23 protein-coding genes are annotated in these 24759 nt (G+C 70.8%); 14 read left to right on the forward strand and 9 right to left on the reverse strand.

The genetic code is table 11. From position 1 onward, the window contains the following. Positions 1 to 74: 74 nt before the first annotated feature. Positions 75 to 2342, reverse strand: a complete 2268-nt coding sequence (locus J2851_RS25650; RefSeq protein WP_209769843.1) for a sensor histidine kinase — start codon at positions 2340 to 2342, stop codon at positions 75 to 77. Positions 2343 to 2580: 238 nt separating this feature from the next. Beyond that, positions 2581 to 4101 (reverse strand): ATP-binding response regulator, encoded by a 1521-nt coding sequence (locus J2851_RS25655; RefSeq protein WP_307420309.1) that lies wholly within the window; start codon positions 4099 to 4101, stop codon positions 2581 to 2583. Positions 4102 to 4336: 235 nt separating this feature from the next. On the opposite strand from J2851_RS25655, the gene J2851_RS25660 reads away from it, so the two are divergent. Both J2851_RS25660 and J2851_RS36030 read left to right on the forward strand, forming a co-directional pair. Beyond that, positions 4337 to 4831 carry an MmcB family DNA repair protein gene (locus J2851_RS25660; protein WP_209769845.1) on the forward strand — a complete coding sequence of 165 codons (495 nt, stop codon included), beginning with the start codon at positions 4337 to 4339 and terminating at the stop codon, positions 4829 to 4831. Between the two features lie 102 nt (positions 4832 to 4933). Further along, on the forward strand, positions 4934 to 6829 hold the full coding sequence (locus tag J2851_RS36030) for a response regulator (RefSeq protein WP_246500925.1): 1896 nt from the start codon (positions 4934 to 4936) through the stop codon (positions 6827 to 6829). Positions 6830 to 7030: 201 nt separating this feature from the next. On the opposite strand, the gene J2851_RS25670 is transcribed toward J2851_RS36030, so the two are convergent. Then, positions 7031 to 7594 (reverse strand): GNAT family N-acetyltransferase, encoded by a 564-nt coding sequence (locus tag J2851_RS25670; protein ID WP_209769846.1) that lies wholly within the window; start codon positions 7592 to 7594, stop codon positions 7031 to 7033. Between the two features lie 166 nt (positions 7595 to 7760). On the opposite strand from J2851_RS25670, the gene J2851_RS25675 reads away from it, so the two are divergent. Together J2851_RS25675 and moaA are read left to right on the forward strand one after the other, a co-directional pair. Next, positions 7761 to 9824 carry a 4Fe-4S binding protein gene (locus J2851_RS25675; RefSeq protein ID WP_209769847.1) on the forward strand — a complete coding sequence of 688 codons (2064 nt, stop codon included), beginning with the start codon at positions 7761 to 7763 and terminating at the stop codon, positions 9822 to 9824. A 201-nt stretch (positions 9825 to 10025) separates the two neighbouring features. Then, positions 10026 to 11051 carry a GTP 3',8-cyclase MoaA gene (gene moaA / locus J2851_RS25680; protein ID WP_209769848.1) on the forward strand — a complete coding sequence of 342 codons (1026 nt, stop codon included), beginning with the start codon at positions 10026 to 10028 and terminating at the stop codon, positions 11049 to 11051. Positions 11052 to 11075: 24 nt separating this feature from the next. On the opposite strand, the gene J2851_RS25685 is transcribed toward moaA, so the two are convergent. Both J2851_RS25685 and J2851_RS25690 read right to left on the reverse strand, forming a co-directional pair. Beyond that, positions 11076 to 11489 carry a type II toxin-antitoxin system VapC family toxin gene (locus J2851_RS25685; protein WP_209769849.1) on the reverse strand — a complete coding sequence of 138 codons (414 nt, stop codon included), beginning with the start codon at positions 11487 to 11489 and terminating at the stop codon, positions 11076 to 11078. Beyond that, entirely contained in the window at positions 11486 to 11716 is a 231-nt protein-coding gene (locus J2851_RS25690) for a FitA-like ribbon-helix-helix domain-containing protein (protein ID WP_209769850.1), read from the reverse strand. Before J2851_RS25690 ends, J2851_RS25685 begins: the two co-directional genes overlap by 4 nt. 135 nt (positions 11717 to 11851) lie before the next feature. On the opposite strand from J2851_RS25690, the gene J2851_RS25695 reads away from it, so the two are divergent. After that, entirely contained in the window at positions 11852 to 12703 is an 852-nt protein-coding gene (locus J2851_RS25695) for an NAD kinase (RefSeq protein ID WP_209769851.1), read from the forward strand. 82 nt (positions 12704 to 12785) lie between these two features. On the opposite strand, the gene J2851_RS25700 is transcribed toward J2851_RS25695, so the two are convergent. After that, on the reverse strand, positions 12786 to 13652 hold the full coding sequence (locus J2851_RS25700; protein WP_209769852.1) for an N-formylglutamate amidohydrolase: 867 nt from the start codon (positions 13650 to 13652) through the stop codon (positions 12786 to 12788). Between the two features lie 278 nt (positions 13653 to 13930). On the opposite strand from J2851_RS25700, the gene J2851_RS25705 reads away from it, so the two are divergent. The 3 genes from J2851_RS25705 to J2851_RS25715 are packed head-to-tail and all read left to right on the forward strand — an operon-like array spanning position 13931 to position 16187. Then, a complete protein-coding gene (locus J2851_RS25705; RefSeq protein WP_209769853.1) occupies positions 13931 to 14881 on the forward strand; it encodes a M14 family metallopeptidase in 951 nt (316 codons plus the stop codon). Between the two features lie 47 nt (positions 14882 to 14928). Next, a complete protein-coding gene (locus tag J2851_RS25710; RefSeq protein ID WP_307420315.1) occupies positions 14929 to 15963 on the forward strand; it encodes an AbrB family transcriptional regulator in 1035 nt (344 codons plus the stop codon). A 41-nt stretch (positions 15964 to 16004) separates the two neighbouring features. Then, the gene (locus J2851_RS25715) at positions 16005 to 16187 is read left to right on the forward strand and encodes a hypothetical protein (protein ID WP_209769855.1); all 183 of its coding nucleotides are present in this window, start codon (positions 16005 to 16007) and stop codon (positions 16185 to 16187) included. Between the two features lie 82 nt (positions 16188 to 16269). On the opposite strand, the gene J2851_RS25720 is transcribed toward J2851_RS25715, so the two are convergent. Next, on the reverse strand, positions 16270 to 16803 hold the full coding sequence (locus J2851_RS25720; RefSeq protein ID WP_209769857.1) for a CreA family protein: 534 nt from the start codon (positions 16801 to 16803) through the stop codon (positions 16270 to 16272). 130 nt (positions 16804 to 16933) lie between these two features. On the opposite strand from J2851_RS25720, the gene J2851_RS25725 reads away from it, so the two are divergent. The 3 genes from J2851_RS25725 (at position 16934) to J2851_RS25735 (ending at position 19718) form a co-directional block, all read left to right on the forward strand. Beyond that, entirely contained in the window at positions 16934 to 18046 is a 1113-nt protein-coding gene (locus J2851_RS25725) for an AI-2E family transporter (RefSeq protein WP_209769859.1), read from the forward strand. 94 nt (positions 18047 to 18140) lie between these two features. After that, positions 18141 to 19136 (forward strand): SPFH domain-containing protein, encoded by a 996-nt coding sequence (locus J2851_RS25730; RefSeq protein WP_209769860.1) that lies wholly within the window; start codon positions 18141 to 18143, stop codon positions 19134 to 19136. A gap of 153 nt (positions 19137 to 19289) precedes the next feature. Next, positions 19290 to 19718: an NfeD family protein gene (locus tag J2851_RS25735; RefSeq protein ID WP_209769861.1), complete on the forward strand. Its 429-nt coding sequence runs from the start codon at positions 19290 to 19292 to the stop codon at positions 19716 to 19718. 374 nt (positions 19719 to 20092) lie between these two features. On the opposite strand, the gene J2851_RS25740 is transcribed toward J2851_RS25735, so the two are convergent. Further along, a complete protein-coding gene (locus tag J2851_RS25740; RefSeq protein ID WP_209769862.1) occupies positions 20093 to 20509 on the reverse strand; it encodes an HRDC domain-containing protein in 417 nt (138 codons plus the stop codon). Positions 20510 to 20729: 220 nt separating this feature from the next. Here J2851_RS25740 and J2851_RS25745 point away from each other — a divergent pair, with 220 nt between their 5' ends. The 3 genes from J2851_RS25745 (at position 20730) to J2851_RS25755 (ending at position 23939) form a co-directional block, all read left to right on the forward strand. Beyond that, positions 20730 to 22610 (forward strand): class I adenylate-forming enzyme family protein, encoded by a 1881-nt coding sequence (locus tag J2851_RS25745; protein WP_209769863.1) that lies wholly within the window; start codon positions 20730 to 20732, stop codon positions 22608 to 22610. 1 nt (position 22611) lies between these two features. After that, positions 22612 to 23619 (forward strand): hypothetical protein, encoded by a 1008-nt coding sequence (locus J2851_RS25750; protein WP_209769864.1) that lies wholly within the window; start codon positions 22612 to 22614, stop codon positions 23617 to 23619. Positions 23620 to 23726: 107 nt separating this feature from the next. Next, the gene (locus J2851_RS25755; protein WP_209769865.1) at positions 23727 to 23939 is read left to right on the forward strand and encodes a hypothetical protein; all 213 of its coding nucleotides are present in this window, start codon (positions 23727 to 23729) and stop codon (positions 23937 to 23939) included. 148 nt (positions 23940 to 24087) lie between these two features. On the opposite strand, the gene J2851_RS25760 is transcribed toward J2851_RS25755, so the two are convergent. After that, complete coding sequence (locus J2851_RS25760; protein WP_209769866.1) at positions 24088 to 24558, reverse strand: ferritin-like domain-containing protein; 471 nt, start codon at positions 24556 to 24558, stop codon at positions 24088 to 24090. Positions 24559 to 24759 lie beyond the last annotated feature (201 nt).

Consider the following 24759-nt stretch of genomic DNA (forward strand, 5'->3'; position numbering starts at 1 on the left):
CGTTTACTTTTTGTTAACAACTACAGGCAGGGCGTCCTACGGTCGGTGGACGACGCCTTCCGGCGCCGTCCGTATCACACCGGGGTGACGGACTCCGGCTCCTTGGGGACCGGGTGGAGGCGGTCGCCGATCAGGGGGACGGCGATGGAGAAGACCGTGCCCTTGCCGACGCGCGACCGCACCTCGACCTGGTGGCCGAGGATCTGCGCGGTGCGCCGCACGATGGACAGGCCGAGGCCGAGGCCGCGCGCGCTGTCGCGCTGGTCGGTGCCGCAGCGGTAGAAATCCTCGAAGATGCGCTGCTGCTGGTCGGGCGGGATGCCGGGGCCGGTGTCCCACACCTCGATCAGCAGCCGGTCGCCGCGGTGCCGGCAGCCCAGCAGGATGTGCCCCGTGTTCGTGTAGCGGAGCGCGTTGACGAGCAGGTTGCGCACCATGCGCTCCAGCAGCACCGGGTCGCTGCGCACGATGGCGGAGGTCGGCACCGTCCGCAGGGTCAGCCCCTTGCCGGCGGCCTGCTCCGTGAACTCCCGCCCCAGCCGTTCGGCGACGTCCTGGAAGGGGAAGACGACCGGGCGCGGCTTCACGTTGCCGGCCTCCAGCGCCGAGGTGTCGAGCAGCGTGTTGAGCAGCGTGTTGCCCGACGCCAGCGCCTCCCCCAGCTTCTCGGCGACCTCCCGCTGGGCCGGCTCGGTCAGCTTGGAGGACAGGATGTGGTGGAACAGGCTCATGGCCTGGAAGGGCTGGCGCAGGTCGTGGCTGGCCGCCGCCAGGAAGCGCGACTTCGCCTGGTTGGCGCTTTCCGCCGCGTCGTGCGCCTCGGCCAGCGCCTCCCGGATCATCGACGCCTCGGTGATGTCGATGGCGGCGCAGATCACGCCGCAAACCGCCCCGGTGTCGTCGCGCAGCGGCTCCACGATCAGGTCGAAGACCTGGGTGCGGCCGCCGGTGGTCAGGCGAACCTCCTGCCGGACGCCGATGCCGGTCTCCAGCACCGAGCGCTTGATGCGGTCGAGCATCTCCGCGTCCTGCGGCGCGTAGAGGTCGGCGTGGGTGCGGCCGATGTAGGTCTCGGCCGGACGGGAGGTCTGCGGGTTGTACATCCAGATGTAGCGCAGGCTACGGTCCTGGCTGAACACCGCGACCCGCGAATGGCGCAACGCCAGCCGGAAGCGCTCCTCGCTTTCGCGCAGCGCCCGCGCCATGGCGGCGCGCGCCCGCGCTTCGGTCTGCAGCAGCCGCTTGGCCTGGGCCTCCCGCCGGGTGTAGCCGGCGAGCGCCCCCGTCAGCAGGAAGCCCATGCACAGCACCGCCACCGCCGGATAGTCGGCGGGGCCGATGGCGCCGCCGGGCGGCACCTCCAGCACCAGTTGCCAGCGCTGGCCGCCGACGAACAGCGCCTGCTGGAACAGGGTCGAACCGGCGAGGCGCCGTTCGTCCTCCGCGGTCCAGGGCGCCGGGGCCACGGTCGCCGGGTGCGCCGTCGCGGCCACGGGGCCATCGGACAGCATGTCCGGATCGTCGGCCTGCACGGTCGCCAGGCGGCGGGCGCCGTCCGGCCCGGACAGGTCCAGCAGATGGATGCGCCCGCGCGAGGGGTTCGCCCGCTGCACCGCCTCGACCAGCAGCCGATCGACGTTGAGCACCGAACTCATGAAGCCCGACAGCTGCGCGCAGCGGCTGTCCGGGTTGGCGGTTTCGGCCATCGGCCGGTAGACCGGGATGTAGAGGACGATGTTGTGCCCGCCCCATTCGTGCCCCGCCGGGGCGACCGCCTCCGCCGACGCCACGTCGCCGGCACTGCACGCACGCTCCAGCACCGCGGCGCGGCCGGGCAGCGACGCGACGTTGAGGCCGACCCCGAAGCCGGATTCCCACTCCGGCTCGATCATCATGTTGACGTCCAGGGTGCCGTCGGGGGGAAGGTCCGGCGGCAGCGGGCCGAAGGCGTTGCGGACCGTGAAATCCGCCTTGCCGGCCGACCGCATCTCCGCCTCCAGCGCCGGGACGTCGTGGACCGCCATGCGCCGCACCCAGGCGACCGCGACCATGCTGGGAAACAGCGGCAGCATGGGGCGGATCGCGGCGGAGAAATTGTTGCCGGTGACCGGCACCTGCCCGGAAAAGGCCGCGCGCAGGGCGTGCAGGAGGAGCGTGTGGCTGTCGATGCGCTCCTTCAAGGCGTCGTGAAGCTGGATGGCCTGCCGTTCGAACAGGGCGCGCTCCGTCCCCCGGCCGGTGGTGAGCATCTGGACGAAGGCGCCGATCGACAGCAGCAGGCCGGCCGCGACCAGAACCGGCACCGCCAGCGACCTTCGTCTGTTGCCTGTCCGAACCGCCATGGCTTCGTTCCCGCCGGAAACGCTTCAAAGACGATGTATACCGGTTCGGCGGAATGCCCGGAACCGAAAAAGGCCCAAAATCCCCCAAAAGGCTTATGGGATTCCAAAATAAAGGAAATACCCGTTCGGCGGAACGATTGTTTGAACGTGTCCAATGCGGCAAAATGACAAGGCTGCAACGAACACCGATCAATGATTTCGCAACGCACACAAATGCCAACACAAATTGAGTAAACTTCTACGATTTTAAGCGATCACGGCCGAGGAGCCGCGCAACCGCCGCTCGCAGGGCCAGCGCCGCCACCGGCTTGTGCAGCAGGGGATAACCGGACAGGCGCGCCTCGCGCAGGCGCATCGGGTCGGTGTCGCCGGTCAGGATCAGGCCCGGCACCTCGCTGTCCAGGGCCTTGGCGATCTGGCGGATGGCGACGATCCCGTTCGCCGCACCCTTCAGCCGCAGGTCGGAGATCACGAGGTCCGGCGCCCGCTCGCCCGGGCCGAGCCGCTCCAGCGCCGCGTCCACCGACTCCGCCCCGATCACCGCGCAGCCCCATTGGTTCAACAGGGCTTCCAACGCGGCCAGCACCATGGGGTCATCCTCCACGACCAGCACACGCGCCCGGCTGACGTCGTCCGACCTGACGCCCGGCGCCGACGTCTCGCCGGCCGGTTCCGGCACGGGCGCCGGGGCGTCCTCCGCGGCGTCGGTCGCGCGGGGCAGGACGACCGCGACCATGGTCCCGCGCCCGGCCACCGAGTCCACCTCGATCCGGTGGCCGAGCCGCCGCGCCAGCCCGCGCGCCAGACGCAGACCCAGGTCAATTGTGCCAAGGTCGATGGTCCCTCCCCCGCCCTCCGGCGCCTCCTCGGTGCCATCCTCCAGATCGCGGCGGAGCGCCTGGAGCTGGTCGGGGGTAAGGCCGCGGCCGGTCGCCCACAGCTCGATGCGCAGGTCGCCGCCGCGCCGCCGGCAGCCGAGCACCACGCGCCCGCGTTCGGTGTGGCGCAGCGTGTCGCCGACGAAGCCCTGGAGGATGCGCTCCAGCAACGACGCGTCGGTGCGCACGCGGACGGAGCAGGGAAGCACGGAAAAACGCAGGCCGCGGTCCGCGAACTGCTGCGCGGCGTCGAGCGCGATGCGCGTCAGGATGCCGTTGACCACCGGGCTGCCGACGTCCGGCTGGACGAGGCCCGCTTCCAGCCGCACCAGGTCGAAATGGCCGTCCACCATGCCGCGCATGGACTGGATGGCGTTGCCCATCGCCTTGACCAGATCGCGCAGGGCGGCGTCCGCCGGGCCGCCGGACGCGCCGCCGAGCGCTCCCCGGCCGGGACCGCGCGGGGGGGCGCCGCGGCCGGCGTCGATCCGGCCTTCCAGCGCGCCGAGCAGAAGCGACAGGGCGGCCAGGGGCTGGCGAAGGTCATGGCTCGCCGCCGCGAACAGCCGGCCGGACGGGTCCGTCGCCGGAACGGGCGCTGACGGAGCAGCCTTCACGGCGGCGGGCAGGGTCACGCGGCGGACGAAGCCGCCGTCGGACAGCGGCCAGTCGGTCACCGTCACGCCCGGCGTGCCCCCGGCGCCCTCTCCGTCGAACAGGCAGGCCAGCGCCTCCGGCCGGGCGCCCCGGACCAGCCGCCCCGCGGCGCCGGGACGCTCCGCCGCGGCCCGGTCCCAGGACAGGAGCCCGCCGGTCGCGTCGAACACCAGGACCGCGCCCGCCTCCTGCCGGTCTTGCCGGATTCCACCGTCCTTGCTCACGGTCCGGCATCTCCCTGCATGCTTGGGGTCTCGATTGCCTAGCCTACGGCGACTGCCGCCAGGATCAAGCCCGCCATTCGACAGAGCCTCCACGGGGGCCTCGACGGGGGCATCGACGGGGGCATCGACGGGGGATGAATTGCCCCTTGGCAACGGGGCGGAGTCGGTTCAAGGTTGGGGCTCCGTTCCTGAAGCGTTCTCTTCAATGCGCCTTAAAACCCCACAGCGTCCCGGAATGACCGATCCCGCCTCCGCCCCCGCCGACGACGCCCCGGACGCGCTTTTTCCGGCCACCGGGGCCATACCTATTTTCCGCGGCGTGCGCCGGGCGCTGGCCGCCCGCGGCTTCGTCAGCATGGCCGAGTTCACGCTGGCCAGCGGTCGCCGGGCCGACGTGCTGGCCATCGACGACGCCGGCACCGTCGTGATCGTCGAGGTAAAGAGCGGCGTTCCCGACTTCCGCTCCGACCAGAAGTGGCCGGAATACCAGGACTGGTGCGACGCCTTCTACTTCGCCGTGGACGACGCCTTCCCGACCGAGCTGATCCCTGATGACTGCGGCCTGATGGTCGCCGACGCCTACGGCGCCGAGATCCTGCGCGAGCCGCCGGAGCGCCGGCTGGCGCCCGCGCGGCGCAAGACGCTGATCCTGCGGGCGGCCCTGACCGGTGCCGCGCGGCTGCACCGGCTGGAGGATCCGGCCTTCTCGCAGGACCGCTCCGCGCTCTGATCCTTGCCATGAGGGGCCTGCGCCAGACTGTGACCGAACGCCCATGGAAATCGCGGCGCAAGCCGGTATAACGGGGTGATGGATGGAAACGGTCGGGCGGCGATGCACGCACAGGATGCCGGACAGGATGGAGCAGCCCCGCGGAACGGCTGGACGCCGTGGACCGTGGCGCTGCTCCTGTCCGCCGCGCTGACCGGGCTGCTGGCCGGCGGGGCCTGCCGCTACGCCATGACCGGCGCCGACGAGATGCTGCGGACCCGCGTCGAGAAGGGGCTGGACGACACGCTGGCCCTGATGCGGCTCTCCGGCACGGCGGGGGCGGTCGCCACCGTGGTGACGCAGTTGGAGACCACGCCGACGCTGCCGCAGCGGCAGGCCCTGCACCCGGCGCTGAACCAGCGGGTCCAGCAGCTCGGCGACGCGGTGGACTCCCTGCTGCGCGACCCCCTGCTGCTTGACCGGGACGCGGAGCGCGACCGCGTCGTCGCCCTGCGCGCCTCGGCCGCGGCGCTGCGGGCCGGGGTGGAGGATCTGAACCGCGCGGTGGACGAGCGGCTGGCCGTGGAGCACGAGCTGCGCGCCGTGCTGGAGCAGGTGGGCGCGCGCCTTGTGGACTTCATGGAGACGTTGGACAGCCTGCCGCCCGGCGGGCCGCGCCCGGCCATCGAGGAGGCCGCGCGGGCGCTCGGCACCCAGCTGCTCGACGCCGGGCTGTCCCGGGCGCCGATGCCCAAGGCCGCCACGGCGGCGCCCAGGGCCGCCTTCCGCAAGACCGCCGACACGCTGCTGAACGCGCTGAACGCCCTGCGCATCGACCACCTCAGCCCACGCCGCGCCGAGGCGGCGCGCCGGCTGGTGGCGCTGGGCGTGGACAGCGGCAACCTGTTCGACCTGCGCCAGGAGCAGGCGCGCCTGTCCGCCACGGCCGCCGACACCGCCGACGCCCTGCGCGCGCGGGCGGAGGAGGTCGCCGCCCAGTCCGGGCGCCTGGCCCAGGCGCTGCGCGATTCCACCCTGGCGGAGCGCGACCGGATCGCCGCCGGCCTGCCGTACGGGCCGGTCGGAACGGGGCTGGCGGCGGCGCTGGCCGTGCTGGCGGCGGGCGGCGTGCTGGGCGCCGTCGCGGCCGCCCGCGCCCGGCGTTCCCGTCCGGCGGCGGCCGAACTCCCGCCGGAGGCGCCGCCGGCCGCGGCCGCCATCCCCGCCGAGGCCGGTCCTGGTGAGGAACGCCCGCCCCTGCACATCCTGCTGGCCGAGGACGAGCCGGTGAACCAGATGGCCGCCATGGCCATCCTGCGCCGCGCCGGGCACCGGGTCACTCTGGCCAGCGACGGCCGCGCCGCTTTGGCGGCGGTCGAGCGCGGCGGTTGCGACCTCGTGCTGATGGACCTGCGCATGCCGGAGATGGACGGCATCGAGGCGACGCGGCGCATCCTCTCCCGGTCGGAAGGCGCCGGACCGGAAAGAGGGCGACCGCGCATCGTCATGCTGACGGCCAGCGCCGTGCCCGGCGACCGCGAGCGCGCGCTGGCCGCCGGCGCCGACGAGGTGCTGGAAAAGCCGCTGCGCTACGACGCCCTGCGCCCGGTGCTGGACCGCCTGTTCGCCGGCACGCGGCCTCCCGCCGTTGTGGAGCCCCCGACTCCGGAGGCCGACGCCCCGGCGTTCGACGATGCTGCGGTCCGCCAGATGCGCGAACTCTTGCCGGCCGAGCGGGTCACGGCGCTGGTCACCGGGACGGTCAACACGCTGAACCAGTATCACGCCCGGCTGGCGGAGGCCTGGGCCGCGGGAGACACCGCCACGGTCGGCGCCATGGCCCACAAGATCGCCGGCGTGTCCGGCGTCTACGGCTGCACGGCGCTGCGCGTCACCGCCCAGGCGCTGGAGCGCGCCGTGGAAACCGGCGAGGGCGACGCCGCCGCCCTGGTCCGCCAGACCACCGCCGCGCTGGCGCCGGCCGTGGCCTTCCTGGAAGGTCAGCTGGCAGCGGTGTGAGGGGATGGGTGGCTGAACACCGTTGCGGGCAACAAAAACTTCACGGATTACACGGATTTGAACACGGATTTCTTTATCAATGCTCGCCGAGTTGCCGCTGCACGATCAGCGGCAACTCGGCAATCTCAATAAAAAATCCGTGCAATCCGTGCCTAAATCAGCGAAATCCGTGAAACCCCTGTTGCCCGCGAGAATCCGACACTACCGCACCGCCACCGGCTGCACCGGACCGGCGCCCGTGGGGACGTCGGCGCGCCCGGCGCCAAGCTCCTTCTGCATCATGACGAGGTCGAGCCAGCGGCCGAACTTCAGCCCCACCGCCTCGACCACGCCGCAGGTGCGGAAGCCCAGCGCCGTGTGCAGCCCGATGGAGCCGGCGTTCTCCGTCCCGCCGACCAGAGCCACCATCTGGCGGTAGCCAAGCTCGGTGCAGCGGTCGACCAGCGCCTGGAGCACCGCGCGCCCGACGCCCTGCCCGCGCGCCGCGTCATCCACATAGACGGAGTCCTGGATCGTGAAGCGGTAGGCGGAGCGCACGTGGTAGGCGCTGCCGTAGGCGTAGCCCAGCACCGCCCCGTCCCGCCCCGCCACAAGCCAGGGCAGCCCGGCGCCGGTGATGGCGCGGAAGCGCGTCTCCATCTCCGCCGCGTCCGGGGGAACCTCCTCGAAGGTGCCGACGCCGTGCAGGACATGGTGGGCGTAGATGCGCTGGAAGGCGGGAACGTCCTCGACACGGGCGTCGCGGAGGGTGAGCGGGCTCGTCATGGCCGGGTGAGCATCCCATTGGAAGGATTCGAGGGCCGGCATCCTGCGCCGAAAATTTTCGGGTCGCAACGGCGGCCCCGTATCGATATGTACGGATGAGGAACGCGCGGGGCGCATGGCGGGTCGCGCCATCCGCGCTTGGGCCAGGGACACAGGAAGCAGTGCGATGAAGATCAACGGTCGGACGGTGATGGTGTGCGACTGCACCCACACGATGGCGCTCGACGGCAAGGTGCTGGCCAAGGCTTGCGGGACCGCAGCGGCCGCTGAGGGCGAACTGGCCGTCGCCACGCAGCTCTGCCGCTCGCAGCTCGACCGGTTCGAAGCGCGCCTCAAGGAATCCGGCCCGCTGCTGGTCGCCTGCACGCAGGAGGCGCCGCTGTTCGCGGAGATCGCCGGGGAGGACAACCCGGACGCCGCCATCGCCTTCACCAACATCCGCGAGCGCGCGGGCTGGTCGGACGAGGGCGCGCAGGCGCTGCCCAAGATCGCCGCGCTGCTGGCGGAGGCCGCGCTGGACATCCCGCCGACCGGCACCATCACGCTGACCTCGGAAGGCACCTGTCTCGTCTACGGCACCGACGAACGCGCCATCGAGGCGGCGCGGCGCCTGTCCGGCAGCCTGGACGTCACCGTCCTGCTGAAAAACCCCAAGGACGTGGCGCCGCCGCGCGTCATGGACGTGCCGGTCTTCAAGGGCACCATCCGCGCCGCCAAGGGCTGGCTCGGCAACTTCGAGATCGTCGTGGACGACTACGCGCCGGCCATCCCGGCCTCCCGCGCGGCGCTGGCCTTCGACCCGGCGCGGCAGGGGGCCGCGTCGCGCTGCGACGTCATCGTCGACCTGACCGGCGGCACGCCGCTGTTCCCCGCCCACGGCAAGCGCGACGGCTACCTGCGCCCCGACCCGGACAGCCCGGCCGCGGTGGCCGACGCTCTGTTCAAGGCCGCCGACCTTGTCGGCGAGTTCGAGAAGCCGCGCTACGTCGACTTCAAGGCCGACCTCTGCGCCCATTCGCGCAGCCGCAAGACCGGCTGCACCCGCTGCCTGGACGTCTGCCCGACCGGCGCCATCATGCCGAACGGCGACCACGTCGCCATCGACCCGCACATCTGCGCCGGCTGCGGGTCCTGCGCCGCGGTTTGCCCGACCGGGGCCAGCACCTACGCCCTGCCGCCGCAGCAGACGGTGTACGAGCGGCTGCGCACGCTGCTGTCGTCCTACGCCAAGGCCGGCGGAACCGATCCGGTGCTTCTGGTCCACGACCCGCGGCACGGCGACGAGATGATCTCCCTGATGGCGCGGCACGGGCGCGGCCTGCCGGCGCGCGTGCTGCCCTTCGCGGTCAACGAGGTGACCCAGCTGGGCTTCGACGCCTTCGCGGCGGCGCTGGCCTATGGCGCCGCGCAGGTGCGCGTGCTGGTCGGGCCGGGGAACGCGGGGGAGACGGCGGGGCTCGCCAGCCAGATCGGGCTGGCCGAAACGGCCATGGCCGGGCTCGGCTACGGGTCGGGGCGCGTGTCGATCATCGACGCGCGGGACCCCGACGCGGTGGAGGCGGAGCTGTGGGGGATGCCGCGCACGCCCGGTGCTGCGCCCGGCACCTTCCTCCCCATGGGCGGCAAGCGCACCGTCACCATGCTGGCGCTGCGCCATCTGCACAAGGTGGCGCCGGAGCCGGTGGAGGTGCTGCCGCTCGTCCCCGGCGCGCCCTTCGGCCGCGTCCAGGTGATGGTGGAGGGCTGCACGCTGTGCCTCGCCTGCGTCGGCGCCTGCCCGACCGGCGCGCTGCTCGACAACGCTGAAAAGCCGATGCTGTCCTTCTCCCAGGACGCCTGCGTGCAGTGCGGCCTGTGCAAGAACACCTGCCCGGAGAAGGTCATCACGCTGGTGCCGGAGATCGACTTCCGCGACAGCGCCCGCGGCGCCAAGGTGATCAAGGAGGAGGAGCCCTTCTGCTGCGTGAAGTGCGGCAAGCCCTTCGCCACCAAGTCGTCCATCGACAAGATCGTGGCGGCGCTGGCCGGCAAGCACGCGATGTTCGCCACGCCGGAGGCGGCCAACCGCATGCGCATGTGCGGCGACTGCCGCGTCATCGACCAGTTCGAGCAGGGCGACGCCCCCTTCGCCATGGGCGGCCCGCGCGGGCCGCGCACGACCGAGGATTACCTGCGCGAACGCGAACTGGCGCGCGGCACCGACACGGAGGAGCCGGGCAGCGTCCATTGACCGCACCACCGACAGGGCGGGCCTTGATCGCCGTCAAGGTCCAGCCCGGCCGGGCGTGGTCTCTTGCCACCGTCTTTCCAAGGGGCGAAAATCAGATACGAACGTCCTATATGGGGAGGCTGGGTTTGGCGTCATAATCGCCAGACCGATTTCCGAATTGCCCGTCGCTGTAGTCCCGGATCCGTGGGGAGAAGCCTTCCGATGACGACCCTGCCGCCGACCGCTCCCGCTCCGCTCGTCGACCCGTTCGGGCGGACTGTCAGCTATCTGCGCGTCTCCGTCACCGACCGCTGCGACCTGCGCTGCGTCTACTGCATGGCGGAGGACATGAGCTTCCTGCCGAAGGCGGAGGTTCTGACGCTGGAGGAGATCGACCGCGTCTGCTCTGCCTTCGTGAAGCTGGGCACCCGCAAGCTGCGCCTGACCGGCGGCGAGCCGCTGGTCCGCAAGGGCATCCACGAGCTGATCCACAGCCTGGGCCGCCATGTGAAGGCCGGGGATCTCGACGAGCTGACGCTGACCACCAACGGCACCATGCTGTTCAAGTACGCGGGCGACCTGATGGAGGCCGGCGTCCGGCGCATCAACGTGTCGCTGGACACGCTCGACCCGCACAAGTTCCAGGCCATCACCCGCTGGGGCCGGCTGGACAAGGTGGTTGGCGGCCTGATGGCGGCCAAGGAGGCCGGTCTCAAGGTCAAGATCAACACGGTGGCGCTGAAGGGCGTCAACGACGACGAGTTCCACCGGCTGGTCGCCTGGTGCGGGGAGCATGGCTTCGACCTGACCTTCATCGAGGTCATGCCGATGGGCGAGATCGGCGACTCGGCGCGGCTCGACCAGTATCTGCCGCTGTCCATGGTGCGGGCGGAATTGGACAAGCGCTGGACGCTGGAGGAGATCGACTACCGCACCGGCGGACCGGCGCGCTATGTGCGCGTGGGCGAGACCGGGTGCCGCATCGGCTTCATCACCCCGCTGACCCACAATTTCTGCGAAAGCTGCAACCGCGTGCGGCTGACCTGCACCGGCACGCTCTACATGTGCCTGGGCCAGGAGGACGCCGCCGACCTGCGCACGCCGCTGCGGATGAGCGACGACGACGACCTGCTGGTCGGCGCGGTGCGCGAGGCGATCGCCCGCAAGCCCAAGGGCCACGACTTCATCATCGACCGCCGCCACAAGGGCCCCGCCGTCCCCCGCCACATGAGCGTGACCGGCGGCTGAGGTCTTTTCAGCGTTCCGGTGCCGTCATTCCAGGGGGTGGACGTAGGGGGCGTAGCGCGTCCCCGCCACCCGGGACACCAGCCGCCGGTCGGCCGTGATCAACGTCAGGGACCGCTGTTCGGCAAGAGCGACATAGAAGGCATCATAGACCGGGTGCCCCAGATCCAGCGCGATCTCCACCGCCCGCGGAGCAAGGGCTTGGCTCGGGATCAACTCGGCGAAGAAGGTGCGGAGCCGCTTGGCGACGTCGATGGCCTGATCGGGCGTTGCTTGCCCCAGCCGGACTTTCTTCCAGGCAACATTGCACGCTTCCGAAACGAGAAGGTCGGGTGCGTACAGGAAAGACGACGTCCGCAGCAGGTCGAGCGCCGCCTCGCGCCCTTCCTCTGGAAAGAACCAACGGACCGCGACGCTGGCGTCGAGAACGCGCGCGCTCACCGGTCACGGTCTTCGCGCAGCAGGTCGACGCTGTCGGTCTGCGGGACCGGGGGCGTTCGGGCACAGATCTCGTCCGCGATGGCGAGCTTTTCCGCCGCGGTCAGGCGGGCCGCTTCGGCGGCAATGTCCTGCAACTCCTGCTCAAGCGATCGCCCGCGGATGCTGGCCTTCAACCGCAGCAATTCCACGATCTCGTCGTCGAGCTTCAATGTGACGATCCGCCCCATGATCACTCCCCTGCGACTGTACGAACAGGTTAGGCCGGGAGGCTGTTCCATGCAATCTCCTCCCCCCTATGACCCTGCCGGGCTTCTTCGGCCCCCGGTCCTGCGCTATGGTCGGTGCGCCATGACCGAGGCCCCATGACCGAGACCGCCGCCAACACGCCCGCCGATCCGCTTGCGGATCCGCTGACCCAGCTTCCGCCCCGCATGCCGGACGACATGCGGATCGCCTTCTGCTGCGCCAACACCGAGGAGGCGCGGCGGGCGCGGACACGGCTGGTCCACCGCTACGGCAACGTGCCGCTGGAGGATGCGGACATCATCGTGGCGCTGGGCGGCGACGGCTTCCTGCTGGAAACGCTGCACCGCGCGCTCAGCCTCGACGGGCAGAACCCGCCGCCGGTCTACGGCATGAACCGCGGGTCCGTCGGCTTCCTGCTGAACGTCTTCCGCGAGGAGGACCTGCCGGAGCGGCTGGCGAGCGCGCAGCGCGTGACCCTCCACCCCCTGCGCATGAAGGCGACCTGCGTCAACAACAAGCAGGTGGAGGCGCTGGCGATCAACGAGGTGTCCCTGCTGCGCGAGACGCGGCAGGCCGCCAAGCTGCGCATCACCGTGGACGGGGTCGTCCGCCTGCCGGAGCTGATCTGCGACGGCGTGCTGGTCGCCACGCCGGCCGGCAGCACGGCCTACAACCTGTCGGCCCACGGGCCGATCATTCCGCTGGGCGCCGGCGTGCTGGCCCTGACCCCGATCAGCGCCTTCCGCCCGCGGCGCTGGCGCGGCGCGCTGCTGCCGCACGCCGCGAAGATCACCTTCGACATCTTGGAGGAGGTCAAGCGCCCGGTCAGCGCGGTCGCCGACTCGACCGAAATGCGCGACGCCATCCGCGTGGACGTGGAGGAGGCGCGCGACGTCTCCCTGACCCTGCTGTTCGACCCGGAGCTGAACTTCGAGGAACGCATCCTCAAGGAGCAGTTCACGCCGTAGGGTGCGGGGGTGGCGTTTGTTGGGTTGCGCTGCGCTCCACCCAACCTACGAGACGAAGCCGCAACCCAACACAAACGAGCCGTCACTCCGCGGCGCGGCGGGCGGTGCGGGATTCGGCGTGGGCGCAGATGCGGCTGATCAGCGTGTTGAGGTCGGCCTGGAGGCGGGCGAAGCCGTCGTGCCGCTCCAGCGTCTCCTCGTTCATGTAGAGGCGCCGGTTGATCTCCAACTGGAGGGAATGGCGCCCGCGCTCCGGGTCGGAATAGCGGGCGACCAGCTCCACCCCCTTGTAGGGGTCGTTGATCGCGACCGAATAGCCGAGGCCCTTCAGAACGTCGGCGACCAGGGCCGCGAAGCCGGGCTCGCAGGTGGTGCCGTCGCGGTCGCCGACCACGAAGTCCGGCCCGCCGCCTCGGCGCATGCCCGGCGCCATGGCCGAGGGCATGGAATGGCAGTTGACGTGCCACACCGCGCCGAAGCTGGCGCACAGCCCTTCCAGGATGGCGGCGACCTGGAAATGGTAGGGGCGGTAGTAGCGGTCGATGCGCTCCGACACCTCGGCGACCGACAGCCGGCCGTCGTAGAGCGGCAGGCCGGGCCGGCAGAGCGTGCGGATCAGCCCCATGCCCGCCGCACTCTTCTCCGTCGGAGCCAGCGGCTCCGGCCAGGGGCCGTCGAGCAGCGCCGGGTCGATGTCGTCGACGGCGCGGTTGGCGTCGATGTAGGTGCGCGGGAACAGCGCGCAGAGCAGGGTCGCGCCATGCTCCGGCGCGTGGGCGAACAGCTCGTCGACGTGGGTGTCCTCCGCCTGCCGCAGAACCGGCAGCGGGCAGGTGAAGGCGAAGTCCCGCGGGTAGGCATGGCCGCTGTGGGGGGAATCGAACAGCACCGGCAGGCGCCGGCCGATCGGATCGTTGCGGACGAGCACGTCCTCGATCACGAAGCTCATGGCTGAACCCGCATGCCTGAACCCGGTGTCCCCGATGCGTTGCCGGCGCAGCGCCTCACCCGTCCGAAAGGGCCGTCCGAAAGGGCCATCCGAAAGGGGAGCATCCACGCCAGGGCGGATGGGTCGGATATAGACGAAGGCCGGGAAGGCGTCGACCAAAAACCGTCATACAGCGGCAGGAGGTTCGACACGGCCGGAACGGTGCCGGGACTGGCGCACCGCCGCGGTCTCCGCCATACTCACTGGTCGACGAACGGCGCCCGAATCGCGAGACCCGCTTGACCGAGCTGCTGCCCCCCATCGAGCTGACGCCGCCGGACATCACCCCCTACCGGCGCGGCAACACCGGAATCGACCACGTCACCACCCTGGACGGCGGCCGGCCGGGGCCGCACGCGGTCATCTGCGCGCTGGTGCACGGCAACGAGCTTGGCGGGGCGGTGGCGCTGGACCGGCTGTTCCGGATCGGGCTGAAGCCCAGCCGCGGCCGCCTGACCCTGGTCTTCGCCAACACCGCCGCCTACCGCACCTTCGACCCGGAGCGTCCCTACGCCTCCCGCTTCGTGGACGAGGACCTGAACCGTGTCTGGTCGCCCGACGTGCTGGACGGCCCGCGCGACAGCGTGGAGCTGCGCCGCGCCCGCCAGCTGCGGCCGGTGTTCGACGCCGCCGACGTCGTCCTCGACCTGCATTCCATGACCGCCGACACCGCCCCGCTGGTGCTGTGCGGGCAGACGGCGCGCGGGCGGGACCTGGGCCGCCGGATGGGATACCCGGCCTGGATCGTCGCCGACGAGGGCCACGCCGCCGGTCGCCGCCTGATCGACTACGCGGATTTCGCCGAGCCGAAGGGCGACCGCACCGCCGTCCTGGTGGAATGCGGCCAGCACTGGCGGGAGGACACGGCGGCCACCGCGCTGGAAAGCTGCCTGCGCTTCCTGCTGGTCCAGGAGATGATCGATCCCGCCTGGGCCGAGGGCATCCTGCGCCCGCACGACGACCCGCAGCGCGTGGTGGAGGTAACGGAGGCGATCACGGCGGAAACCGACAGCTTCACCTTCAACGCCCCCTACATCGGCATGGAGATCATCCCGCGCGCCGGCACGCCGCTGGGCCGCGACGGAGCGCGCACGGTCGTGACGCCCTACGACGACTGCGTGCTGATCATGCCCGCACGCCGGCCGAAGGCCGGCCAGACCGCGGTGCGCCTGGGCCGTCTGGTGCCGTGACAGAACCTCCATCACCGGTTCAGACGCCCGCGCGAGGACCGCTGCCCGTGGCGCTGGCGCTCGGCATCGGGGCGGCCGGGGGCGCGCTGTTCAACCTGTTCCACCTGCCGCTGGCCTGGCTGATAGGCGCCATGCTGTTCACCACGGCCGCGGCCATGGCCGGCGTCCGGCTGCACGTGCCGAAACCGCTGCGCGGCGTCATGGTGATGATCCTGGGCATCATGCTGGGCAGCGGATTCACGCCGGCCATCCTCGGGCGGCTCGGCGAATGGACGGTGTCGCTGAGCGGGCTTGCCGCCTACCTCGTGGTGGCGACCGTGCTCGGCGTGTTGTACCTGCGGCGCACCGCGCGGCTTGACCCCGCCACATCCTACTTCACCGCCACGCCCGGCGGGCTGAACGAGATGGTGATGGTCGGCACCCGGATGGGCGGCGACACGCGCACCATGGCGCTGGCCCACGCGCTGCGCGTGATGCTGGTGGTCATCGTCATCCCCTTCGCCTTCCAGGCGCTCGGCCTCTACGACCCGGCCAAGCGCGGGACTCTGGGGCCGGCGTTGTCGGCGCTGGATCCGGTGGACGTCGCCCTGCTGGCGCTCTGCGCGCTGGGCTACCCGGTGGCGCGGCTGCTGCGCATCCCGGCGGCGCAGATCGTCGGGCCGATGCTGCTGTCGGCCGCCATCCACCTCGCCGGCCTGACGGAGGGGCGGCCGCCCGGCCTGCTGGTGGCCGCCGCGCAGGTGGTGATCGGCGCGGCGCTCGGCTGCCGCTTCCTGGGGCTGAAGATCAGCCGCGTCGGGCGGGACGGGCTGACGGCGCTGGGCCTGACCGGGCTGATGCTGCTGGTGACCACGGCCGCCGCCTGGGCGGTGGATGCCGCGACGGGGCTGGGCATCGCCGCTCTGATCCTGGCCTTCGCGCCGGGCGGGCTGGCGGAGATGACGCTGGTCGCGCTGGCGCTGAACATCGACGTGGCGCTGGTCGCCACACACCACATGGTGCGCATCATCCTGATCGTGACGCTCGCCCCCGCCGCCTATCTGGCATGGCGGAAATGGGCCGCGGTTGCAGAGCGGCGCTGACGCATCCCTAAAAGCGCAAAGGCGCAATCGGTCGCACACGCATGCGTGTCGCGATCCTTGCGATTCACTTCTTTCCCGTGCGAGGTGGAGGCGCGGACGGGTGGTGGAGCACCACCACCCCGCCGCTCAAGAAGGAGGCGTCGAGGATGGAAAAGATCCTGACACTCCTGATCCTGCTGTTCCAGGTCGTCAAGGCTGTCCTTGATCTCCTGAACCGGCAGTGATCGGGCCGGGAGGCAGGGGATACCGCCCTTGCCTCCCAAGCCTGATGATGGGGCCTTGCGCGCCGGATTGCAAGACGCCCCGCTATTTCCCGTTCGGCTTTCCCTTGCTCCACTGGGCATTCGTGTCGATCAACGGCACGGTGGAGATGGACATCTTCGCCGAGGCCTCCTTCACCTGCCGGCTGTAGACCACATAGACCAGCGTGTCGTTCGGCTGGTCGTAGATGCGGCGGATGGCGATCGACTTGAAAATCAGGCTCTTGCGCTCGGAGAAGACCTCCTCGCCCTTCTGCGACAGCTCGATGTCGCCGACGACCACGGCGCCGGTGCGGCGGCAGGCGATGGAGGCGTTGGAGGGATCCTCGAACCAGTTGCCCTTGGTCAGGCGGTCGAGCACGCTGCGGTCGAAATCGACCAGATGGCAGGTGACGCCCTTCACCTTCGGGTCCTCGATCGCCTGAACCTGAAGCCCGTTGCCGGTCCAGTCGTTGGAGAAGCGGCCGACCACCGCGTCGGCGGCCGACGCCGTTCCGTACCCCACCGTCGGAGGCAGCACGGAAAGGGCCAGGACCAACAGGCCGCGGCGGATGTTTATCGAAGGGAACGGGCTGCGCATCGCAAGGGGTCTCCGGTCATCACGATTCCGGGACCGCGGGTGCCGCCCCGGAATACCCCTAAATCGGGTGGGCCCGCTTTCCCGTCAAGCGCCCCATCCGGCGTGCAACGCCCCGGAGTTCCCGACGCGCATGAGCGACCGCACCATCGACCCGCCCCTGTCCGAACCGCCGGAACCGGTGACCGAACCCCTGCCGCCGGCGCGGCATCGGCACAACGCGGTGGCGGTGGCCACCATGGGGCTGTTCGTCATCGCCCTTCTGTTCTCGCTCTATTTCGGGCGCGACGTCCTGCTGCCGATCATGCTGGCGCTGATCCTGAGCCTGCTGCTGCGGCCCTGCGTGCGCGGGCTCTACCGGCTCGGCCTGCCGGAGGGGCTGGGGGCGGCGGTGATGGTGGTGCTGGTGTTCGGGTCGGTGCTGATCGGGGTCTACACCCTGTCCACCCCGGCAGTGGAGTGGGTCAACCGCATGCCCCGCGTGCTGCACGAGCTGGAGTTCAAGCTGGGCGACATCCGCGAGGGCATCCAGCGCGCCCGCGAGGCGTCGCGCCAGCTGGAGCAGATCACCAGCGACCAGAACGGTGCCGCGCGCGAGGTGGTGGTGCGCGGCCCGTCGCTGGCCGAGCAGGTCTTCACGCAGGTGGAGGCGGTGATCGCCAACGTCGTGATCCTGCAAGTCCTGCTGTACTTCTTCCTGGCGCGCGGCCGGCAGAGCCTGGAGGCACTGATCGGCACCATGCGCGACGTGGACGACCGCGTGCACTACGCCATGGTCGCGGCCACGGTGCAGCAGAACATCGCCGCCTATCTGGCGACCATCACCGTCATCAACTTCTTCCTCGGCGTGGCGACGGCGCTCGCCATGTGGATGTGGGGGCTGCCCAACGCGGCGCTGTGGGGCACGCTGGCCGGGCTGATCAACTACATCCCCTTCATCGGGCCGGCGGTGGTGACGGCGATTCTGTTCCTGGTCTCGGTGCTGAGCTTCGACGGGCTGTTCAACATCCTCGGCCCGCCACTGACCTTCGTGGCGCTGACGACGCTGGAGGGCAACTTCCTGACGCCGATGATCGTCGGGCGGCGGCTGGCGCTGAACCCCATCGCGGTCTTCGTGTCGATCCTGTTCTGGGGCTGGATGTGGGGCATCCCCGGCGCGCTGCTGGCCGTGCCGATCCTGGCCATTCTGAAGATCCTGTTCGACGCGCACGAGCCGCTGAAGCCCATCGGCGCCCTGCTGGGCTAGCGCGGCAAAAGGTCGTGGGAGGAAAGGCCGGCTGGCCGGAATCCCGCCGCCGTGGCATCGTCGGTCGAGGCATCGACGGCGGGAGTCCGGGCGCATGGTGGTCGGCGGCTTTACCCTGTTCGTGCTGGCGCTTCTGGTCTTCGCGCTGGCGCTGGTCCTGCTGGGCGTGCGGACGGTGTCGCAGGGGCAGGAATGGACGGTCGAGCGGTTCGGGCGCTACACCCGCACCCTGCAGCCGGGCCTGCACCTGCTGATCCCGCTGATCGACCGCATCGGGCAGAAGCAGAGCATGATGGAGACCGTGCTCGACGTCCCCTCGCAGGAGGTCATCACCCGCGACAACGCGATGGTGACCGTGGACGGCGTGGTCTTCTTCCAGGTCATCGACGCGGCCAAGGCGTCCTACGAGGTCAACAACCTCCAACTCGCCATCCTGAACCTGACCATGACCAACGTGCGCACGGTCATGGGCTCCATGGACCTGGACGAGCTGCTGTCGCAGCGCGACCAGATCAACGCCCGCCTGCTGACCGTGGTGGACGAGGCGACCAACCCCTGGGGCGTGAAGGTGACGCGCATCGAGATCCGCGACATCCAGCCGCCGCGCGACCTCGTCGACAGCATGGCCCGCCAGATGAAGGCGGAGCGCGACCGCCGCGCCTCCATCCTGGAAGCCGAGGGGCAGCGCCAGGCCGCCATCCTGCGCGCGGAGGGCGCCAAGCAGGCGGCCATCCTCCAGGCCGAGGGCCGGCGCGAGGCCGCCTTCCGCGACGCCGAGGCGCGCGAACGCGCCGCGCAAGCCGAGGCCGAGGCGACCCGCCGCGTGTCGGAGGCCATCGCCGACGGCAGCGTGCAGGCCATCAACTACTTCGTGGCCCAGCGCTACGTCGACGCGCTGACCGCCGTTGCGTCCGCGCCGAACCAGAAGGTGCTGTTCCTGCCGCTGGAGGCGGCGAACGTCATCGGCGCCATCGGCGGCATCGCGGAGATCGCGCGCGAGGCTTTCCCGAACCGGCCGGCACCGCCCGCTCCGCCTCCAGCGGCGCAGAAGGGACCGTGGAACCGGGATAATCCGGAAGCGTCGCCTTGAAGAGTATTCACCACAAAGACACAAAGGACACAAAGATTTTCACAAAGGGGTGCCTGTCATCATCGCGCCCCTTGGGACTGGCGGAAGTCTTTGTGACGTTCTTTGTGCTCTTTGTGTCTTTGTGGTAAAAAGCAACACGACAATGAGCGCCCGATGATCGAGTTCTGGCACTGGTGGGTTCTGGCCGTCCTGCTGGGCGCGGTGGAGATTCTGGCGCCGGGGGCGGCGTTCCTCTGGCTGGGCGGGGCGGCGGGCGTGGTCGGGCTGGCGCTGTTCGTCTGGCCGGCCATGTCGTGGGAGCTTCAGGGGCTGCTGTTCGCCCTGCTCGCCATCGCCGCGGTCATCGGCGTGCGGATGCTGGCGTCGCGGTCGGCCCACACGACCAGCACGCCGAACCTCAACCGCCGGGCGGAGCAGTACATCGGGACGATGCACACGCTGGACAGCCCGATCGTCAACGGGCTGGGGCGCGCGCAGGTGGGCGACGGGCTATGGACCGTCGTGGGCCCCGACCTGCCCGCCGGCACACGGGTGCGCGTCGTCGGCGCCGACGGGACACGGCTGAAGGTCGAGAAGATCTGACCGCATCGGGCGGTCGGGATCCGCCGCGGCGTGCAGGTTGACGCGGATTTCCGCCGCGTGGTGGCTGAGCTGCCGCGCCGCCCGGTCGAAGCTGTCGTCCCCGGTCTCCGCCGCGCGTTCGGCCAGCAACCGGCTGCACGCCTCCAGCTGTCGCGCGAAGGCGGCGTAGTCGGGAATCCGCCTGTTGGGTCCGCACGGACCGACCATGGCCCCCTCGCCCTTCCTGGATGCTCGTGGTTGAGCAATACCTGGGCATGCTGTCACAGGCGGCGGTGCGCGGAAATCCAACTTAGGTTTGCGGTGCCCTTTCCTTTGGTCCAATGCTGCACCGCACACCACCCGTGGGGGATATGCCTACGGAAAGGGCAGCGCGCTCAATCGATCAGTTCGTCGAGCGTCGCGCGGACAACCTGGACGATTTCCGCGCCATATTGGCCGACGCCCAGGTCGCGGGCGCCGACGATGATGGACAGTTCCCGCTCCGTGGTCGGGGCGAAGCGGGCGATCTCCGGCACCAGCTCGTCGGGCAGGACGGAGTCGCGCGACAGGCCCTCGCGCGCGGCGGCCCGCTCCCGCCAGCCGTTGAGCGCGGCGTTGATCGCCGCCTCGATCTGGATCGCCTCCTCCTTGCGCCGCAGATCCTGGTAGAGGACCAGCACGCGCCAGGCGCCGTCGGCGTAGGCGGTGTCGATGCGCTGAACCTCGACCGTGCGCAGGAAGGCGGACAGGTGGCCCTGCGCTTCGTCCGCGTTCGCGTCGGGGATCATGAAGGTGCGGATTTCGGTGCTCATACCCGTCCTCGGTCCTGCATCGTCTTCTCGGGGGAGACTACACGAAACGGACGGGGTACCGCCAGAACGGCGAAGGCGTAGACGGGACGTCAACCCGCACGGTTCCCGGTATCGGAGTACCACCGATAGCCGCTTGGCGCCGGTACCGCGGCAACCGTTATCAGGCGTGGACCGCGGACGCCGCCGCGCCCCGCACGACCGTTCGACGAAGGACCCGACCATGCCGCCGTTCAGCCCGGACCCCGCCCCCTCTGCCCCCCGGCGCCCGAAAGCGGCGGCTTTCGACACGGCGGCCTTCGATCCGGAGGGGCCGGACCGGCATGCGGTCGTCTTCGACCCGGAGCACCGGTTCGACCTGCACCTTGCGGTGGCGGAGGGGCCGGGCGGCGCGCTGTCCCTGTCGGCGCGGCAATGTGCCGCGCTGTACTGGGCCGGTCGCGGGCTGACGCTTGAGGGCATCGCCGACCGGCTCGGCGCCGCCCCTGGGGACGTGCTGGAGCACATCGCCCCGCTCGCCGCGATGGGGGCGGTGGCGTTGCGGCCGACCGAATCGGGCGCGTCGCTGGCGGGCGACACCCTGCCCGCCCTGTGGGACTCGGCGGTGGCCGCGCACGGCGACCGGCCCTTCCTGGTGCCGCCGGGCGGTGGCGCGCCCGTCACCTACCGCGAGGCCGGACGGCGGGTGGAGGCGATGGCGCGCCGGCTCGCCGCCGCGCGGCTGCCGAAGGGTGCCCGCGTCCTGATCCACGCGGAGCCCGGCCCCGATGCCGCCCTGCTGGTCTGGGCCTGCGCGCGGCTTGGCCTGGTGGCCGTGCCGGTGGACAGCGCCTGGGGCGAGACGGCCGTCCTGGCGGCCATCGGCCTCGTGCGGCCGGCGCTGGTCTTCGCCGATGCCCGCCGCGCCGGCGTTGCGCGGGCGAGCGGCCGCCCCGCGGTGATCCTTGACGGGCCGGGAGACGCACCGGCCCTGGGCTTCGCCGACTGGCTGGCCTCCGGCGGTGCCGCCGGCCCCCGGATCGCGTTGCCGGACGACCGCGACACCGCCGCCATCCTGTTCACCTCCGGCACCACGGGCGCCCCGAAGGCGGTTGAACTGTCGCATGGCTCGCTGGTCCGGACCGCGCGGCTGCTCGCCGGGGTGTGCGCCCTGACCGCCGAGGACCGGCTGCTGACCCTGGCGGAGTTCCACACGGTGAGCGGCCTGCGCAACCCGCTGCTGCTGGCCGCCGCGGCCGGCGCCACCACCGTTCTGCCCACCGCCGCGGAGCGCGCCCACCCGCGCCGCCTGGCGGACCTCTGCGCGCGGGAACGGGTGACGGTGCTGGGTGCCGTGCCCGCCGCCCTGAAGGGCCTCGCCGCAGCCAGCGGGATTGAGTCCGGAGCGCTGGGCTCGCTGCGGCTGGTGACCTCCACCGGGGCGGAGTTGCCGGCCGCGACGGTGGAGCGGCTCCGCGCCCTGACCAAGGCGCCGGTGATGACCTATTACGGCCTGACGGAGACCGGCGGGGTCTGCGCGCTGGGCGCGGCGGGCCGCGCCGATGGCGCCATCGGCCGGCCGGCCGACGCGGTGCTGCAGATCGTCGATCCGGACGGCACACCCCTGCCGCCGGGTGCCGTGGGCGAGCTGCGCGTCTATGGCGCCAACCTGAGGACCGGCCATCACCGAACTCCGGAGGTGGACGTTCGTTTCCGCCGCGACGGCTGGGTCTACACCGGCGACCTCGCCGTGCGCGGAGAGGACGGCACCATCCGCCTGACCGGCCGCGCCCGCGACCTGCTGAAGACCGCGCGCGGCGACCGGCTGCACCTGACGGAGATCGAGCGGCTGCTGGAGCGCGACCCCGCCGTGGCCGAGGCCGCCGCCTGCGTGCTGCGCGACGGGTCCGATGGCGGGGACCGGGCGATGGCCTTCGTTCGATTGAGGGACGGGATGGACCCGAAACCGGTCGTCGAGCGTTTGAGGCAGCGGGCGCTGGAGGCGCTGGGGCACCGCGGAGCCCCACTGGACATCCGCGTCCGCGACGACTTCCCGCGCGCCGCCAACGGCAAGGTGCGGCGCGCCGCGCTGCTGGATGAACCGGGTGGCCAGGAGCAGGACTGACATGACCACGAACGAGCCGGCGACGGAACCGCCACCACAGCCGATGTCGGAAAAGAAGAAGGCGCGATCCATGGCAGCGCCGCGGCCGAAGCGCCGACGGCGGCTCGGGCTGGTCCTGCTGGGGGTGATCCCGGCGCTGTTCCTGGCCGGGACCGCGGGGGCCTTCTGGACCGGCTACAGCCTCTACGACCGGCCCTTCGTCTGGTACAACACGAACCGCATCGCCGCGACCGCCGACCGGGCGGGCCGCGGCATGGGATCGCCGGTCGTCGTGGCGCTCGGCGGGGCGACCCTGCGCCACGCCACGCTCGACGAGGACGGCATGGCCAAGCTGGCCGCGCGGGACGGGATCGAGCGTGTCCAGTTCCTGCGCATCGTCCACGAGCACGCGCAGTTCGCCGATTTCGAGCCGATGCTGGGCGCCATCCTGAAGATCAAGCCCGACCTCGTCCTGCTCGACCTCGACCTGCTGTTCGCCGAACGCCGCCCGCTGGCCGACCTGCGCTCCTACGGATCGGTGGTGACCGGCATGGCGCTGGAGGGCAAGCCCTATCTGGCCGACCAGATCGCCATCCAGTACGAAAAGCCCTGCCGCGCCCCGGACCCGAACGGCCGGACGGCCGCCGACGTCGAACGCCGGGTCGAGGAAGCCCGGTCCGTCGTCTCGCTCGACGCTGAGTCCACGGCCTTCGAAGCGGTGCGGCGCTTCGCCGATCAGGCGCGGGCTGGGGGAACGCGCGTCGCCCTGCTCCACCTGCGCCGCCCCACGGCCTTCGAAGAACGGATGTACGGCCCCGGCAACAGCTACCTGCCGGCGGCGCTGACCCGGCTGAACGAGCAACCGGGCCTGCCGGTCTGGCGCTTCCCCGATTCCCTGCACAAATCCGCAAATTATTGCCGGAGCGGCGCCCTGGGGCCGGAGGGGCGCAAGGCCTACTCGCAGTGGCTGAGCGCCGGGATCGCCCAGGTGCTGTCGCAGCCGCGCGTCGAGGAAGCCGCCCTGCGTTGAGGCCGGGTGCACGACCGTCCCCGGACAATTTATCCGTTGGCCCTATGACCCTGTTCGCGTTATGGATATTGGACGTCGGGCGACGTGCAACAGGAGACGGAACGGATATGGCTTCGATCATGATCAAGAGGGCCGGCGAGGGCCTGGTTTCCCAGGCGCACCGGAACGCCGACGTCGGCCCGACCAGCGGCAGCTCGGTCGTTTACGAAATCCTGAACGTGCCGGCCGGCGTGACGGCGGACGATGTCATCGCCGCCTTCAAGACCTTCAAGCCGGCCGACAAGAAGTACGAGTACGATTACGCCGACTTGGCGAAGTAATTTCGGCGGCACCATTTTCGGTGCGTCGTCGCTTTGCCCCCCTCCCGACCTCCCCCCACTTCGCGGGGGGAGGAGAAATCCCCTCCCCCGCCGAAGGTGGGGGAGGGTTAGGGTGGGGGCCCAACGCGAGAGCCCCATTCGAAAGTCCTTACGGCTTCTTCGGGAAGCGCGCGATCCAGCGCTCCAGTTCCGCCACATGCTCGGCCTCTTCGGAGGCGAACTCCTCGGCCATCATGCGGACCTCCGGGTCGCTGGTCGTGGCCGCCACGTCGGCGTAGAAGGCGTGGCCGCGCTTCTCGCTGTCGAGCGCAAGCTCCAGCGCGTAGTCCACCGTCATCAGGTAATGCGAGCCTTCCATGGAGGCCGCCTCGGGGCTTTCGCCGTCCGGCCACTGGAAGTCCTCCGGCGCCAATGCCGGGATGTCGCGGAAACCGGAGCGCTTGCGCGCCTCCGCCAGGTGCAGGCGGGAGAACTCGGCCATCTTGCCGAAGAAGGCCGCCACCTCGGCGTTGCCGTAGGTCTTCATCGCCTCCGACAGGTCGGTGAAGCGGTTGGCGGCGTCCTCTTCCAGCGCGCAGGCGTGGGCGAGGAACAGGGCGGGATCGTGAATGCTGGCCATGGGAGTCCGGTGTCGTTAAGGCACAAAAGGATTGTGGTCTTTCGGCACCATAGCGCCTCCCCGCCCTCGGATCCCGGAAGGGACGACGCGGCGCGGTTTCATGCGACAATTTAACGCGCCCGTCATGCCTCCGCCCTTGGCCGCGCCGCGTGCCGGGCTTACAGATCCTGTGCAGCATCGGCAATTCAGGGAACGCCCGCC

The organism is Azospirillum rugosum (assembly GCF_017876155.1).
Lineage (GTDB): Bacteria > Pseudomonadota > Alphaproteobacteria > Azospirillales > Azospirillaceae > Azospirillum > Azospirillum rugosum.